The sequence below is a fragment of the Bacillus sp. BK450 genome, from assembly GCF_004364885.1.
Taxonomy (GTDB): domain Bacteria; phylum Bacillota; class Bacilli; order Bacillales; family Bacillaceae; genus Bacillus; species Bacillus safensis.
Map to the genome: position 1 here is coordinate 731,444 of NZ_SOBQ01000001.1, position 14,473 is coordinate 745,916.

Sequence of the window (14,473 nt, forward strand, 5' to 3'; positions counted from 1 at the left end):
ACTTTATAAAAACTGTTGTCCACAGTATGGGCAAGGGATAGAGAAATTATTCCAACTTTATCAAAACTTCAACGTGAGTATATGATGGCTTCATGTCTTTCTTTCGTTCAGAAACCGCAGAGCCCCTTTAAACTTTATTTCAGCTTTTTAGGATCAAGCGCATCTCTCAGCCCATCTCCTAAAAAATTAAAGCATAAAACAGTCAGCAAAATGAGTAAACCTGGGAAAAGCGGGTACCACCACGCTTGCACCATAATCGAGAAATTTTGTGCATCTTGCAGCATGTTGCCCCAGCTTGCTGTTGGCGGCTGAATACCAAAGCCAAGGTAGCTGAGTGTTGATTCAGCTAAAATGACGGAGCCTACTTTTAATGTAGCTGATACAATAATAGGACCGATACAGTTCGGTAAAATATGCGAAAAGATGATGACATGATTTTTCGTTCCAATGGTTCTCGCCGCGAGGACGAATTCTCTTGTTCGAAGTGATAAGAATTCACTGCGTATGAGCCTGGCGGTTGTTGTCCAGCCTGTCAAAGCAAAGATTAAAATCAATTTATCAATGCCCGGTTTGAAAATGGTGACGAGCGTGATCAATAGAAAAATGTCTGGAATCGACAAGACGACATCCACAAACCTCATTAACAAGGAATCAACAAACCCTTTGAAATACCCCGCGACCGCGCCAACGACAGTGCCAATGGTGATTGCACCGACCACTGAAACGAAACCAACCAACAAAGAGACCCGCGCGCCATATAGCACCCTTGAGAAAATATCACGGCCAAACTTGTCTGTGCCCATAAAATGCTCAGCACTCGGCGGCTGGAGCCGCTTCAATAAATCTTGATGCTCTGGTGCATATGGAGCGATCACTGGAGCGAAAATGGCAGAAAAAATAATGATCAATAAGATCACGGAGCCGGCAACCGCCAATTTATTTTTGAAAAATTTCTCGCAAAACAAACGCAGCATCGTCTCAGGCTTTGGCGGAAGGCCCTCCTTTAATTTGATATCAACAGGAGGTGTTCCCATATTAGGCTGTGCCAATTGTGCTTCAGCTCCCTTCTAATATTCAATACGCGGATCAACGATCGCATATAAAATATCCGCTATTAAATTTCCAACCACCACAAGCACTGCGGAAATAACGGTCATTGCCATAATGACCGGATAATCTCTCGAAAAGGCAGAATCAATGAACAGCTTTCCAAGTCCAGGCCAGGTGAAGATTTGTTCCACCACGACTGCGCCGCCAATAAAAGATGGTATCATCAATCCGAAAATCGTTATGACAGGCATAAGACCGTTTCTTAAACCATGCTTAAAAATGACTTTGTTTTCTCTAAAGCCTTTCGCTCTTGCTGTGCGAATGTAATCCTGCCTCATCACATCAAGCATACTCGACCTTGTGTACCGGGTCAGCCCTGCCATATCAGCCGTTGCTAAAACAAAGGCAGGTAAAATGATATGATGGAGCCGGTCTAACACATTAAAATCGGCATTCAAGGTAGAAACTCCGCCAGTTGGAAACCAACCCAGGTTCACGGATAAAACCATAATGAGGATGAGACCAAACCAAAAGTTTGGAATAGCCAGTCCGATAAAAGATGTAACCGTAATACCATAGTCAAGCTTTGTATATGGACGTTTTGCTGAAAGGACACCAAATGGAATGGCGATCAGCAGGGCAACTAATGTAGAAAAGATCATGAGGATGAGGGTATTTGGCAGCCGGGCAAAAATCAAATCAGCCACGGGTGTTCCCTTTTTGACAATGGATGTGCCAAAGTCACCTTGAAGCATATTGCCAAGCCATTTCATATATTGCACATATTCAGGATCGTTCAAGCCGTACTTGTCAATAAAGGCTTCCCGGTCTGCCGCACTAATGGTAGGGTCCATCATGAGTGACATCGGATCGCCTGGTGCTGCTTTCATAATGGCAAAGGACAAGATGGTAATCCCTAATAAAATGGGAATGGAGAGTAATGTCCTTCTAATGATATATGTAACCATATGCACAACTCCTTTTTCATCGGATCGCCATTCTGTGAAAAAAAGGCCAAAATGATGTTATTTTAGCCCTTTGTCTGCTTTTCAGCGTGATCTGAAAACCCTTGAATTCTCGTGCTGATGGCGGAGCGAACGAAGTGATCTTTTTAGCACCCACGCAGAGAACTGACACCGAATGCAAGGGATTGTTCTCACGGTGAAAGGGGAGAATCCCCCCCTTCTTCACTATCAGCCTACTGTTCAAGCCACCATTTTTCAATTTTGTAATATTCATCTTTCGGGTGGTAAGAGTAGCCTTGGAGATTAGATGGCATAGCACGATGTGAGTTAGCATAGTAAAGGAACGTATACGGCTGATCCTCTGCGATCAGTTTATAAATTTTTTCATATGCCTTTGAATAATCTTTTCGATCGCTTAAGTTTTTAGCATCAACTAACAGCTTATCGACCTCTTTATTTTTATACCAGATGTTATTTAAGCCTTTTTCTGACTGGCTTGAGTGGAATATGCTGAATTGATCAGGGAATGTCGCAAGGCTCCAGCCGAGCAGCAGCGCATCATAATCCCACTTAGGCGGTGTCGTCTGCTCAATGAGTGCACTGAATTCCACAATTTGCGGCTTCGCTTCCACACCGATTTCTTTGAGCTGCTGCTGGACAACGACAGCGATATCTTCACGAACTTTATTTCCTTGGTTGGTCTTTATGACAAAGGAGAATTTCTTGCCATCCTTATCAAGATAGCCGTCTCCATCTGTATCCTCCCAGCCCTCTTCTTTCAGCATCTTTTTCGCTTTTTCTTGATCAAACTCAAACACTGGAACATTTTCATCCTTTGGATAGTTCCAGGACAGCGGACTTTCTGGAATATTGGCTACTTTGCCGTCTCCATCTAGCACTTGGTCAACAATCGTTTGACGATCAATGGCATGTGTCAGCGCTTGGCGGACCTTTTTACTTTTAAAGAGTTCATTTTTCTGGTTCCAGCCAATGTATGAATAATTGAGTCCTAGATCAGATTCGATTTTAATGTTGCTCACTTTTTCAGCTGTTTGCAGCTCGGATCCTGGTACAGCAAAGAAATCAATATCTCCTGCTGACAGCTGGGCAATCGCTGCATTCTGATCAGGAATGGTTTTAATGGTGACAGTATCAAGGTAAGGACGTCCATCCCAATAATCGTCAAAGGCTTCTAGTTTGACGTAGTCTCCTTCTTTCCATTCTGCGAATTTAAATGGACCTGAACCGATTGGTTTTTTTCGGTTAAATTCGTTTTCACCGAGATCTTTTATAGGCACATCACCTAAAATATGCTTAGGTAAAATACCGTAGCTTCCTAGTGTGACATTATAAAAATAAGGATCTTTTTTATTGAGCTTGAATTCGATCGAGTAGTCCCCTGTCTTTTTAACAGACTCTAAAACTTCAAAGCCTGATCCGCGCTCCCCGTTGTAGTCCTTATTGATTGGTATGCTGTATGTAAACACAACATCATCAGCAGTCAGTTCTTCACCATCATGAAACTTCACACCTTTTTTAATGGTGACATCAAACTGCTTACCGTCATCAGATTCTTTAATATCCTCTGCCAGCGATAGCTGAGGGTTGAGCTTTCCGTCTGTTTGAAGTAAGAAGCTGTAGATTCTTTCTTCAATATCAGAGCTTGCCACATCTGTAGAATACAGCGAGTTAAATAATGTTGGCTCTGCAATTGAACCGATGACAAGATCGCCGCCTTGTACCGGTTTACCTGTGGATTTCTTTTCACTGTCTCCAGACGTTTTATTTCCACCAGAACAAGCAGCAAGGATTAATGTAAAAATCAGCAGTAAACTGACCAGAATGGACTTTCTATTTCTACCTTTCATAGACAATTCCCCCTATTCTTTTTTTAAAATAATGACCGAATCCTGTTTCATCCCCCCTCTCAAAGATGAGATCATACAAGCTTGATCAAGCGTTGTAGAGGTGGCAGGCAACAAAGTGGTTCGTTTTTAATTCTTGAAATGCTGGTACTTTTTCTTTACAGATTTCTTTCGCATGCGGGCATCTTGTGTGAAATACGCAGCCTTTTGGCGGATTTGCAGGACTCGGCAAATCGCCTTGCAGCATAATGCGTTCTCTTTTCACCTGCCCTTTTTTACGGGTGACAGGAACGGAAGAAAGCAGAGCCTGTGTATACGGATGGAGCGGTTCATCGTACAGACTGTGCTTATCGGCAAGCTCCATCATTTTGCCGAGATACATGACGCCGACTCTATCGCTAATATGTCTGACCACACTTAAATCGTGAGAGATAAATAGATAGGTAAGGTCAAATTCCTCCTGAAGCTCCTCCATCAGATTAATAACCTGCGCCTGAATAGATACATCAAGTGCTGAAACAGGCTCATCTGCGATGATCATGTCGGGATTCATGGCAAGCGCACGAGCGATGCCGATCCGCTGCCTCTGCCCGCCTGAAAATTCATGGGGATAGCGGTTCGCAAAGCTTGGATGAAGACCTACCTTTGATAAAAGCTGTTCTACTTTTTCATTTCTTTCTTTTAAGGAATATAAGTGATGTGTTTTGTAGGGTTCTTTGATGATGCTTCGAAGTGTTTTTCTAGGGTTGAGTGATGCAAAGGGATCTTGAAAAACCATTTGGATGTTTTTTCGTGTAGATTGTCTTAGCTTTGATTCTGATACGCGCGTGATGTCTTGCCCTTTAAAAAAGATTTGACCGTCGGTTGGTTCGTATAGGCGAATCATTGTCCGGCCTAGGGTGGATTTCCCGCATCCTGACTCCCCGACAATACCTAACGTTTCACCTTTATAAATCTTCAAGTCTATGCCGTCAACAGCTTTCACTGCACCGACTTTCTTCTGAAAGACGCCCGCTTTAATCGGAAAATGTTTTCGAATCTGTTTCAGTTCAAGGATCGTTTCTTTCTCTGGTAAGTCTGTTATTTGTGTTTGATTTTGAGCAAGTGTCATGTGTGGTCTGCCTCCTCATATAAGAAACATCTGACGCTTCTGCCATCTTCAAATGTTCTCAGCTTAGGCAGTTCTCCAAGGCAGCGTTCCTTCACTTGCGGACATCTAGGAGCAAAGCGGCAGCCGGCTGGAAGCTGATCTGGCGCAGGAACATTTCCTTTGATGGCTGTTAACGGCTGTATGTCTCCGTCAATGACAGGAATCGATTCAAGCAGCCCTTCTGTGTAAGGATGAAGCGGCTGTTCAAACAACTCTTCGACAGTCCCATTTTCAACAACCTGTCCGCAGTACATGACAATCACTCGATCTGCCACTTCAGACACGACACCTAAATCATGTGTGATAAGAAGAATAGATGTACCAAAGGTAGAGCATAAATCTTTCATTAAAGTGAGTACCTGTGCTTGAATGGTCACATCCAGGGCAGTTGTCGGTTCATCTGCAATGAGAAGCTTCGGATCACAGCTTAGCGCTATGGCAATCATCACTCTTTGCCGCATGCCGCCTGATAAACGATGCGGATAATCTTTCATGATTTGCTCCGGGCGGGAAAAACCAACAAGCTTCAGCAGATCAACCGCTTTTTTGACCGCTTCTTTTTTTGAAAGTTTTTTGTGATAGATGAGGATTTCTGTTATTTGTTCTCCGATGGTTAAGACGGGATTAAGTGAGGTCATGGGTTCCTGAAAGATCATAGATACATCATTACCACGGATACTGCATAATTCCTTTTCACTATATGTAACAAGGTCCTTTCCATCAAGTTTGATGGAACCGTCCATAATTTTCCCGCCCGTGCCATGAATCAGACCCATAATGGATAAGGACGTAATGCTTTTGCCAGACCCAGACTCACCGACTAATGCGACAGTTTCTCCTCTGTTGATGCTGAAATCAACGCCATCCACAGCAGGTATCGGTTCCTTTTTTCGAAAAAAATATGTTTTTAAGTTTTGCACTTCAAGCAGCGTGCTCATTCATTCGCCCCTTTCTCCTTAGCAATAGAATCGAACCTGAATATTCTGTATTTTAAAAATAAAAAGAATTATTTGTATATTATTACATCGTTATGACGAAATCAAGAAGTATTTAGTAAATTAGTAATATGTCTCTTTTTATGTGTATTATTCACTTTGTGATTCTATCGCCTTTAAAAAGGTTTCTGCTGGCTCTGCAATCATAGATTCCTCGCTGATTCGGTGCTCATTGAAATATTTTTTCACGATATAAAACCCGGTAGCGTAACCAAGCATTTTAGGGTAGTTCCCTTTTCCATAAAGAAGATTCTGTATCAGCCTTTCGTCGTCCTGGACTCTTTGATCAAGATGACTGGATACCCATTTCTTGTACATACGCTGAAGCTGTTCTTCGCTATAGAAGGTGGTCCATTTCGCTGTATAGTTTTCTCCATATCTATGATACACAGCATATTCAGCGAGCCCCTCCATCATGATTGTATCGAGGAATGTAAAGTCTTTTTCTTCTTTTGAGAGAAAATGCAGCCTGCATACATGGTGATATTCATGAGTCAGCAATGTACCGATACGCTCCTTCGGGGTATTTGGAGACAAAAAAAGAAAGACCTTGTCATCAAATGCCATGCCGGATTGATAATAAAATTGCTCTCTGATTTCTCTGCTGCTCTCATTGACAGGTAAAATAAACACAGGAATGTCTGGACCTTCCCACTGCTTTTGAAGCGTTTGATATTCTTTCATGACAAGCTTGAAGTACCCTTTTTCCTTGAGCTTGTCGATCATGCTTTTGCACGAGCTCCAAGACCGAACCATCCCGTGATGCTGCAAGTGAGCGAGGATAGACGACCATTCTTTTTCCTCGGCCCCTTTAAAATAAGGAACAAAGCGCGCTGCAAGCTCCTGAAATGATGATGATTGATGAATGAGATATTGTGTATTGATCAGACCCATACCGCTGAACACCTCCATTTTCATCATATGCAAAAAAGCGGCGATCTGTTTATCGACCGCCGCTTTCTCAGAAAGTATTATGCTTCGTATTTTTTAAAAATAATTGTCGCATTATGCCCGCCAAAACCAAGTGAGTTACTTAAAGCCACTTGTACTTCTTTTGAACGTGCTTCATTTGCTACATAATCAAGATCACATTCTTCATCCGGTGTTTCAAGATTAATGGTTGGAGGAAGGACGCTGTCTTTAATCGCAAGAACAGAGAAAATCGCTTCTACCCCGCCTGCTGCGCCAAGTAAGTGACCTGTCATTGATTTTGTCGAACTGATCGCAAGCTTGTTCGCATGCTCTCCGAACACTTCTTTAATCGCCATTGTTTCAAATTTATCATTGTAAGGTGTGCTTGTACCGTGGGCATTGATATAGTCAATGTCTTCCACAGATAAACCTGCATCTCGAATCGCTTCTTTCATTGCACGGACGCCGCCTTCTCCATTCGGAGCTGGTGCTGTTATATGGTAGGCATCTCCAGTTGAACCATAACCAACGATTTCTGCATAAATGGTCGCACCACGTTTTAAGGCATGCTCAAGTTCTTCAAGAACAATAATCCCTGCACCCTCACCCATGACAAATCCGTCACGGTTTTTGTCGAATGGACGGCTTGCTGTCTTTGGATCAGGATTTGTCGAAAGGGCTTTGTTCGCACAGAAACCTGCAAACGACATTTTTGTTAATGGCGCTTCTGTTCCGCCTGTGATCATCGCATCTGCATCGCCGCGCTGAATCACTTTAAATGCATCACCAATTGAGTTTGTTCCTGTTGCACATGCTGTCACTGTACAAGAGTTAACCCCTTTTGCGCCAAGTGCAATAGAAATTTGGCCTGTCGCCATATCAGGAATCATCATTGGGACGAAGAATGGACTGACGCGTCTTGCCCCTTTATTTGAATACACTTCGAACTGCTCTTCAAATGTTTCAAGTCCGCCAATACCAGACCCAACCCATACACCAACACGCGGTGCGATTTCATCTGTGATTTCAAGACGTGAATCTTCCAGCGCTTTTTGAGCAGCAACGACTGCATATTGCGTGAAGCGTGCCATTTTTCGCGCTTCTTTTTTCTCCATGTAATCTTCAATGTTAAAATCTTTTAGTTCTGCCGCTACTTTTGCGGTATATTCACTTGAATCGACACGTGTAATCGGTCCAACCCCTGATACACCCGCTAAAGCATTTTTCCATGTTGACTCTACATCGTTGCCAAGTGGTGTCAAAGCACCTAATCCTGTAACAACTACTCGTTTTTTATCCATTAATTTGTGCACCCCACTCTTTTATCGGCCCCATCGCATAGCGATTGCGCCCCAAGTTAATCCGCCACCAAAACCAACCATTACAATCACATCGCCGTCATGAATTTTTCCGGCTTCGATTTCTTCACATAGTGAAATTGGAATGGATGCTGCTGATGTGTTTCCATATTTATGGACAGTCTTCGACATTTTTTCAACTGGAAGCTCTAAGCGTTCGCGTGCTGCTTCCATAATGCGAATATTTGCTTGATGCGGGATCAAGAAATCAACGTCTTCTTTTGATAGTCCAGCTTTTTCAATGACATTTACACTTGACTCTCCCATTTGTCTTACAGCAAATTTAAATACTTCTCGTCCATTCATGATTGTATGATCTTTTTCATCTAAGTACAAGTGCTTCCCGCCGCTTCCATCTGCTCCAAGTTCAAATGATAGAATTCCTTTACCTTCGCTGACTTCTCCCAGCACAGCAGCTCCAGCTCCATCTCCAAACAAAACAGCTGTATTGCGGTCATCCCAGTCGGTAATGCGAGAAAGCTTTTCAACACCGACGACAAGCACGTGTTTGTAAGTTCCTGATTCGATAAATTGTTTTCCAGTAACAAGCCCATACATAAAGCCAGCACACGCAGCGCTAATATCCATTGCACATGCTTTATGTGCACCGAGTTGCTCTTGAATCATACAAGCAACTGTCGGAAATGCTTGATCTGGCGTGACTGTCGCCACAAGAATCATATCGATATCTTCTGCAGCCACATCTGCGTCAGCTAATGCTTTTTTTGCAGCAGCAAGCGCCATATGAGATGTATTGACATCATCAGATGCAATTCTTCTTTCTTCTATACCTGTTCTAGTACGAATCCACTCGTCAGAAGTTTCAACCATTTTTTCTAAATCATGATTTGTTAATACTTTTTCAGGTATATAGCGGCCAAGGCCAATAATTCCAGCATTCATTGAATAAGACTCCTTTTACTCATACGAGCATGTGATATTGTGATCTTATATTAGTATCTGGTACTAATTTTACCTTATTTTTTTCTTCTTGGCAATACAAACGTCTAACCTTTCCTCTCACTTTTTTCATAGATTAATGATATATACCAATAGTAGAAAGGAACATGTGATATGGCGCAAAAAGATATTTTCTCAGCAATGATGTTTGGACAGCCGCTTGAAAAGGAGAAAAGCAAGACAGAGGCAAAGGAGGAACGCGCGGAGACATCTTCAAGTGATGACTCAATTGACTACATGCATGTCATGAATCAAATTGGGAACATTATGAACTCCATCGATGAGCTGAAGCCTGTGTTTAAAGATGTTGGTCCTATGATTAGTGCCTTCAAGAAAAAATTATCATAAAAAAAAGCCACTAATCTGTGGCTTTTTCTGATTCTGCATCTGCTTTTCCAAGCTCGTATGCTTCTTGCATGACAGATGTAAATAATGTTAGAAGCGGCTGAAGTGCTTCAGGCTCAAGCTGAATCCCTGCTTTATCTAACTCTTCCTTCGCCTGCGGAAAATACTTCATGGCAATTTGTAAAAATTCCATCGATTTTTCGTGCTGCATGTCGTCGTCTCCTCACTTTTCATTTGGCAGTTTACCTGTTTTTTTGTATGACGCAATATCACTTTCAATGTCTTTCACAAAAGCGTCGTCAATGGTGGAACTAAAATTCCCCATCTCGACCACTCCTTCTTTAAAATCAAAGGAGTACTCATCTTGTTCATTTAGCTTGCCTTCATTAAACTTCTTTGCAATGATACTGTACGCTTTATCAACATGCTGTACAGTGCTCGTTAAAACTGTATGGCTGCCGAGGTTGGATTGATCGGTGACATATCCGATCGCTGATAAATTATCGGCTTTGATTTGTTCAATGACAGGGATATTATAACCATCACCTGCTGGATACACAACATCAACGCCCTGCTTTTTTAATTTTTGATAGAGCTCCACCGCTTTGTCAGCATCATCCCAGTTTTCGACAAACTCTGCTAATACTTGTACATGTTCATCTTGATATTTTGCTCCTTTGATAAAGCCGTCTACTTCACTTTGCCAATCATATGTAGCAAGAATACCAATCTTTTTTGTTTTTGACATATGTGCAGCTGTCATGCCTCCGAAAAAGCCCATCGCTTCACCTTTAAACGTCACGTTTGTGACATTGCCCGCCTGAGGCTTGTTTCCATTGACCGTAATAAATTGTATGTTTGGATAATCTTCACTGATCAAGTTAAAAATTTCACTGTATTCATTGCCATGGCCAATAATCAAATTGACTCCTTTTTTATGGAATTCTTCAATGGCATCAACGATTTTCTCCTTGTCGACCATTCCTTCCTTATAATAAACATCTACACCAAATGTTGATTGGATACTTAATAAGCCTTTATAACCTTTCGTTCCCCAAACTTGATCATTGATCGTATCGGGGACGAGTAAACCCACCTTCTCAATTTTTCCTTTTAAAGGCGCCTGCGAGCAGGCAGATAATAGAAGAAGGAACGAAAAGATCATGACAAGCCGCTGGTACTTCATGCCATGTTCAACTCCCTTTTACAACATGCAGTGATGAACCTGTATGTTAAATATAGGTTTATTTTATACTGAAAAAAGATAAGATGGAAGATCATTCTTGGTTTTTGTCGAAAAATGTTGAGTTTTGTCTTTTCCATTTTGCAATCATGTCTTCTGCTTGTTTGTCATCTGTTTGGCTCTCTACCTTCAATTCATACGTCATGTCCTGTCTTTGACCTGTGTCCGATGCCCATTGTAACAATTCCTTTGCCACATCTTCTACAAAAAGTGAATCTGCACGCTTTGTTTGATCTTCATTGAGTGTCCATGGTCCGAACATGCGAGGAAGAATCACTGCCGGCACATTCTGTTTCGCTGATTCGTTTTCAGGCTTTTCATAAAGAATCTGGTACATGCCATGCTCTGCTTTGATGTCTTTCTGCCTGTTATGCGGTTCCTCTGATTGAATAAAAATGAGATCATACGTGTCTTTGCTATCCTGAAGGTCAATGACACGAACGAGATCATTTCTGCCCAGCCACATCATCCGCTCTTCTAACAGTGCCTTTTGTTCTTCTTTAAGATCATGAGGACGCGTGATATCCACTTGAATGCCCTCTTTCATCATATATTCACAAAGTGTCAGGCCAAAAAACTCATCTGCCCCTATGATCAGTCCTGTTTCCATGTTCATGTCCCCTTTTTTAATATCGAATAAAAAGAAGAGCCCTTTCTATGAAGGGCTGTTATCATCCTATTCATCACAATTCTCTTTCATGCGATTTATAAAACTTGTGAATGGATTGAAAGATTCTTCTCGGATGATCAAACATATGCAGCGTGAGATCGACCTGACAATGTTCTGGATTTTTCATATGCTGATCAATAAAAGGCTTTGCGTGAAGTTCATATGCATAAGGTGCGCCGTTTAGCCTTTGCCATATATGAATCGGCACATGAGCAGAATGAACAGGACAAGAAGGCAGTGGATACGTTTCAGCTTCCTTTTCAGAACAGCCATAGCTCTCTGCTAACTCTTTGAGCAGCTGCTTATAAAAGAATTTGTGTTCCTTTTCTCTTTCTCGTTGTGCATCCAGATTCAGACATGGATTCACCATCGCAATGGACCTTAGTACTTCAGGCATCTCCTCAGCAAGGCTCATGGCAACAAGTGCACCCATTCCCTCTGCGAGCACATGAATTTCCCGGTTTAATATTTCTTGTTTTAGTGTGTGATGAACGAGCTGCTTGGCACTAAAAACAGCATCTTCGCATCCCCAGTGATTCCCATGAAGATGACTATTAAACAATGTATATCCTTCATCCTTTAAGGCAGTTAAAAGCTGGTTTCTTCCATAATGCTGAAGCCAGAATGATGTATTTTCCTGCACAAAGTGATTTCGGTCACCGAGGATTAGAATGCCAAAGCCATTTGGTTTTTGAGGAAGGTGAATGATGTTCCACTGGGAACCAAGCTGGAAAAAACGTTCGCTTACACCCATATGGCCAGCCTCCTTTCAGTGATTCTGCTTTCTATGATATGAACAACAACTCTTGTAGGAATAAGGAAATCCCCTAAAGACAGAAGAATTCTTTTTATTTTTATAGCAGAAGGTCTCAAAATGGTCACATAAAGGCGGAAAACAGTCTTTTCCCTTCACTTGCATCTATGGTATGATAATCAATAGATTGTTACATAAAGGACGGTGGGATTATGCATTATATTATCACCCTCATTTGGACTTTTCTGCTAACACATATGGCTGGTTACATCGTTGCCTCTATGAATGGAGCTGCTTATGATTTTACGCTCACTTCCATTCTTGCAGTTGTGTTTACGGTTATTTTATTCATCTTTGCTGAAGTAAGTCCAATGAAAGAAACGGAAAGTTCAACAAAACATTCTTAATATGACTTGTGAAAAAGAGCTAAATTGATGTTTAGCTCTTTTTTCTTTTTTTCAGAGTGATTGCGGCACGCTAAAACCCCCTGCCTTCAACATACAGGGGGTGTTTATTGTTTAGACCTCGACGGTTTCGGACTTCTGTTTGTCCTCTGTCAAATGGCTTTTCGCAAGCCCTGTAAACAGGAAGATTGCGATACCTGATAAAATTTCAAGGATTCCTCCGCCAGCAATGACAGGTCCCGCTCCAAATCTTTCTGCCAGGACGCCTGATACGACAGCTGCAAGCGGGAGGAAGACATTTGATGAGGCATTGATCACAGCATATACTTGCGGCTGATCCTCTTGGTCAACAGAGGTTTGAATAATGACCATTTCCGGCACATTGATCGCACTGACAGCAGCTCCGAAAATAAAGGAAGCAAGCAGAACAACCGGCAGCCATGTACTCATCCCTGTCATAAAGAATGCAGCCCCTTCAATCATACCAGCGACAATAAAGAACAAACCAAATCTCTTAATTTTCACCTTTGCCAGAGCAAAGCCCATCATAAACGCGCCAACTGCGGCAACACCTCTTAAAATGGAATACACCATGGAGTCGCTTTGCAGCGCTTCTGCTACGTATACCGCTGACAGTGCCTGCCACGGAGCTGCTGCGACATTCATTAAGATACAATACAGCGTGAGTGCAAATAAAATGTGATGGTTTTTGACAACGAGAAACCCTCTTTTTAAGTTATAAAAATATGTATTCTTCGCTTGTTTAATGCCCGCTGCTTTTTCTTCATCGGTTTTCTTTAGTTTGACCCCGATAATAAACAGACCAGAAATCACAAATAAAGCAGTGGTGATCAGCAGAGTATCTGCAGGTCCAATTAATTTAACCAAAAGACCTGCCACCATGACTGCTGCAAGTGCAACAATCTCAAAAGAAGATTGCAGGATTGCATTTGCTTTTTGAATGAGATGCTTTGGAACAATCTGCGGTAAGATTGCCACCGAAGCTGGATTATAAGCTGCACCTGTTGCCGATTGAATAACCATTAATGAAATCAATAACCATAGAGGCAATAGATGCGAAAAGTGCAGAAGTGGAATAATGAGTACAATTGTTGCTCGAACAACATCTGAAGCGAACATCCATTTAGACAAATGGTGCTTTTTCATAAGAGGTCCTAATATTGGGGCTAACAAAGATGAAGGGAGAACAGTTACTGCTAGAAGAAGTCCTGTACCGAGCGCTCCATCCCCTCTTAAAATCAATAGCCAAAGGACGGATGTAAAAGCAAAACTTTCCCCTGTGTTTTTAATGAGTCTTGATATGAATAATGAGGTGAAGCGTTTATTCCAAACACTTTCACTGAGATTCATCTTTTCCATCACACAAATCCTTTCAACAATATATTACATATTTTACCTTAAGTTCTCTTTTTTTCATACTATTTATTTGAAAATTTGAACTTAATTGTTTTTTATTATAAAGAAAAAAGAGGCATGACACATGCCTCTAAAGTCTTATTCCTGCTGACTCTTAGTCAATTGCTTACGGCTTTCTTTGGTAGGTCCAAACACGATTATGGTTCGAGTTATCAGGAAAGACATCGCCTGCTTTAAGCTTAATCTTTAAAGGATCTTTCACCATACTTCCAGTTTCGCCGATCTCGATATACACACCATTATTCGGTGCTTTATTCCCTGATTTAAACTGATGCTGCTGACCCATTTTCATCCTCCTTTCTCGATTGATGTTATTATGTCCCGTCCCTTGGCTCTCCAATCCTTTATGCAAAAAGTCCCTGCTC

The 14,473-nt window shown here is 41.7% G+C and carries 16 protein-coding genes; 2 read left to right on the forward strand and 14 right to left on the reverse strand.

The genetic code is table 11. From position 1 onward, the window contains the following. Nucleotides 1-134: 134 nt before the first annotated feature. The 8 genes from opp4C to EV579_RS03890 form a co-directional block, all read right to left on the reverse strand. Nucleotides 135-1,034 carry an oligopeptide ABC transporter permease gene (gene opp4C / locus EV579_RS03855; protein WP_080769820.1) on the reverse strand — a complete coding sequence of 300 codons (900 nt, stop codon included), beginning with the start codon at nt 1,032-1,034 and terminating at the stop codon, nt 135-137. 33 nt (nt 1,035-1,067) lie between these two features. Continuing rightward, on the reverse strand, nt 1,068-2,018 hold the full coding sequence (locus EV579_RS03860; protein WP_024426486.1) for an ABC transporter permease: 951 nt from the start codon (nt 2,016-2,018) through the stop codon (nt 1,068-1,070). A 230-nt stretch (nt 2,019-2,248) separates the two neighbouring features. Continuing rightward, the gene (locus EV579_RS03865; protein ID WP_024425049.1) at nt 2,249-3,883 is read right to left on the reverse strand and encodes a peptide-binding protein; all 1,635 of its coding nucleotides are present in this window, start codon (nt 3,881-3,883) and stop codon (nt 2,249-2,251) included. An 85-nt stretch (nt 3,884-3,968) separates the two neighbouring features. Beyond that, the gene (locus EV579_RS03870; protein ID WP_024426487.1) at nt 3,969-4,991 is read right to left on the reverse strand and encodes an ABC transporter ATP-binding protein; all 1,023 of its coding nucleotides are present in this window, start codon (nt 4,989-4,991) and stop codon (nt 3,969-3,971) included. After that, on the reverse strand, nt 4,988-5,968 hold the full coding sequence (locus tag EV579_RS03875) for an ABC transporter ATP-binding protein (RefSeq protein ID WP_025093401.1): 981 nt from the start codon (nt 5,966-5,968) through the stop codon (nt 4,988-4,990). Before EV579_RS03875 ends, EV579_RS03870 begins: the two co-directional genes overlap by 4 nt. 147 nt (nt 5,969-6,115) lie before the next feature. Then, nucleotides 6,116-6,919, reverse strand: a complete 804-nt coding sequence (locus EV579_RS03880) for a DUF2268 domain-containing putative Zn-dependent protease (protein ID WP_122631176.1) — start codon at nt 6,917-6,919, stop codon at nt 6,116-6,118. A 77-nt stretch (nt 6,920-6,996) separates the two neighbouring features. Continuing rightward, complete coding sequence (fabF, locus tag EV579_RS03885; RefSeq protein WP_024425051.1) at nt 6,997-8,238, reverse strand: beta-ketoacyl-ACP synthase II; 1,242 nt, start codon at nt 8,236-8,238, stop codon at nt 6,997-6,999. Nucleotides 8,239-8,259: 21 nt separating this feature from the next. Continuing rightward, on the reverse strand, nt 8,260-9,198 hold the full coding sequence (locus tag EV579_RS03890) for a beta-ketoacyl-ACP synthase III (RefSeq protein ID WP_024425052.1): 939 nt from the start codon (nt 9,196-9,198) through the stop codon (nt 8,260-8,262). A 171-nt stretch (nt 9,199-9,369) separates the two neighbouring features. Here EV579_RS03890 and EV579_RS03895 point away from each other — a divergent pair, with 171 nt between their 5' ends. Then, a complete protein-coding gene (locus tag EV579_RS03895; RefSeq protein WP_024425053.1) occupies nt 9,370-9,603 on the forward strand; it encodes a hypothetical protein in 234 nt (77 codons plus the stop codon). Between the two features lie 10 nt (nt 9,604-9,613). On the opposite strand, the gene EV579_RS03900 is transcribed toward EV579_RS03895, so the two are convergent. The 4 genes from EV579_RS03900 to EV579_RS03915 form a co-directional block, all read right to left on the reverse strand. Beyond that, nucleotides 9,614-9,811 (reverse strand): ComZ family protein, encoded by a 198-nt coding sequence (locus tag EV579_RS03900; protein ID WP_133743989.1) that lies wholly within the window; start codon nt 9,809-9,811, stop codon nt 9,614-9,616. Nucleotides 9,812-9,823: 12 nt separating this feature from the next. After that, entirely contained in the window at nt 9,824-10,786 is a 963-nt protein-coding gene (locus EV579_RS03905) for a BMP family ABC transporter substrate-binding protein (protein ID WP_122631175.1), read from the reverse strand. 91 nt (nt 10,787-10,877) lie between these two features. Further along, nucleotides 10,878-11,453: a nad binding enzyme gene (locus tag EV579_RS03910; protein ID WP_133743990.1), complete on the reverse strand. Its 576-nt coding sequence runs from the start codon at nt 11,451-11,453 to the stop codon at nt 10,878-10,880. Nucleotides 11,454-11,526: 73 nt separating this feature from the next. After that, nucleotides 11,527-12,267: a hypothetical protein gene (locus EV579_RS03915; RefSeq protein ID WP_024425057.1), complete on the reverse strand. Its 741-nt coding sequence runs from the start codon at nt 12,265-12,267 to the stop codon at nt 11,527-11,529. Between the two features lie 212 nt (nt 12,268-12,479). On the opposite strand from EV579_RS03915, the gene EV579_RS03920 reads away from it, so the two are divergent. Then, complete coding sequence (locus EV579_RS03920) at nt 12,480-12,674, forward strand: YjzD family protein (RefSeq protein WP_003211779.1); 195 nt, start codon at nt 12,480-12,482, stop codon at nt 12,672-12,674. 111 nt (nt 12,675-12,785) lie between these two features. Here EV579_RS03920 and EV579_RS03925 read toward each other — a convergent pair whose 3' ends face one another. Both EV579_RS03925 and EV579_RS03930 read right to left on the reverse strand, forming a co-directional pair. Beyond that, nucleotides 12,786-14,051, reverse strand: coding sequence for an MFS transporter (locus EV579_RS03925; protein WP_133743991.1), 1,266 nt, complete (start codon nt 14,049-14,051; stop codon nt 12,786-12,788). Nucleotides 14,052-14,214: 163 nt separating this feature from the next. Further along, nucleotides 14,215-14,394, reverse strand: a complete 180-nt coding sequence (locus tag EV579_RS03930) for a YjzC family protein (RefSeq protein WP_008348517.1) — start codon at nt 14,392-14,394, stop codon at nt 14,215-14,217. Between the last annotated feature and the right edge of the window lie 79 nt (nt 14,395-14,473).

Coding starts and splice junctions, on each gene's coding strand:
- opp4C (WP_080769820.1), bottom strand. CDS start 1,034: ATGGGAACACCTCCTGTTGATATCAAATTAAAGGAGGGCCTTCCGCCA.
- EV579_RS03860 (WP_024426486.1), bottom strand. CDS start 2,018: ATGGTTACATATATCATTAGAAGGACATTACTCTCCATTCCCATTTTA.
- EV579_RS03865 (WP_024425049.1), bottom strand. CDS start 3,883: ATGAAAGGTAGAAATAGAAAGTCCATTCTGGTCAGTTTACTGCTGATT.
- EV579_RS03870 (WP_024426487.1), bottom strand. CDS start 4,991: ATGACACTTGCTCAAAATCAAACACAAATAACAGACTTACCAGAGAAA.
- EV579_RS03875 (WP_025093401.1), bottom strand. CDS start 5,968: ATGAGCACGCTGCTTGAAGTGCAAAACTTAAAAACATATTTTTTTCGA.
- EV579_RS03880 (WP_122631176.1), bottom strand. CDS start 6,919: ATGGGTCTGATCAATACACAATATCTCATTCATCAATCATCATCATTT.
- fabF (WP_024425051.1), bottom strand. CDS start 8,238: ATGGATAAAAAACGAGTAGTTGTTACAGGATTAGGTGCTTTGACACCA.
- EV579_RS03890 (WP_024425052.1), bottom strand. CDS start 9,198: ATGAATGCTGGAATTATTGGCCTTGGCCGCTATATACCTGAAAAAGTA.
- EV579_RS03895 (WP_024425053.1), top strand. CDS start 9,370: ATGGCGCAAAAAGATATTTTCTCAGCAATGATGTTTGGACAGCCGCTT.
- EV579_RS03900 (WP_133743989.1), bottom strand. CDS start 9,811: ATGCAGCACGAAAAATCGATGGAATTTTTACAAATTGCCATGAAGTAT.
- EV579_RS03905 (WP_122631175.1), bottom strand. CDS start 10,786: ATGAAGTACCAGCGGCTTGTCATGATCTTTTCGTTCCTTCTTCTATTA.
- EV579_RS03910 (WP_133743990.1), bottom strand. CDS start 11,453: ATGGAAACAGGACTGATCATAGGGGCAGATGAGTTTTTTGGCCTGACA.
- EV579_RS03915 (WP_024425057.1), bottom strand. CDS start 12,267: ATGGGTGTAAGCGAACGTTTTTTCCAGCTTGGTTCCCAGTGGAACATC.
- EV579_RS03920 (WP_003211779.1), top strand. CDS start 12,480: ATGCATTATATTATCACCCTCATTTGGACTTTTCTGCTAACACATATG.
- EV579_RS03925 (WP_133743991.1), bottom strand. CDS start 14,051: ATGGAAAAGATGAATCTCAGTGAAAGTGTTTGGAATAAACGCTTCACC.
- EV579_RS03930 (WP_008348517.1), bottom strand. CDS start 14,394: ATGGGTCAGCAGCATCAGTTTAAATCAGGGAATAAAGCACCGAATAAT.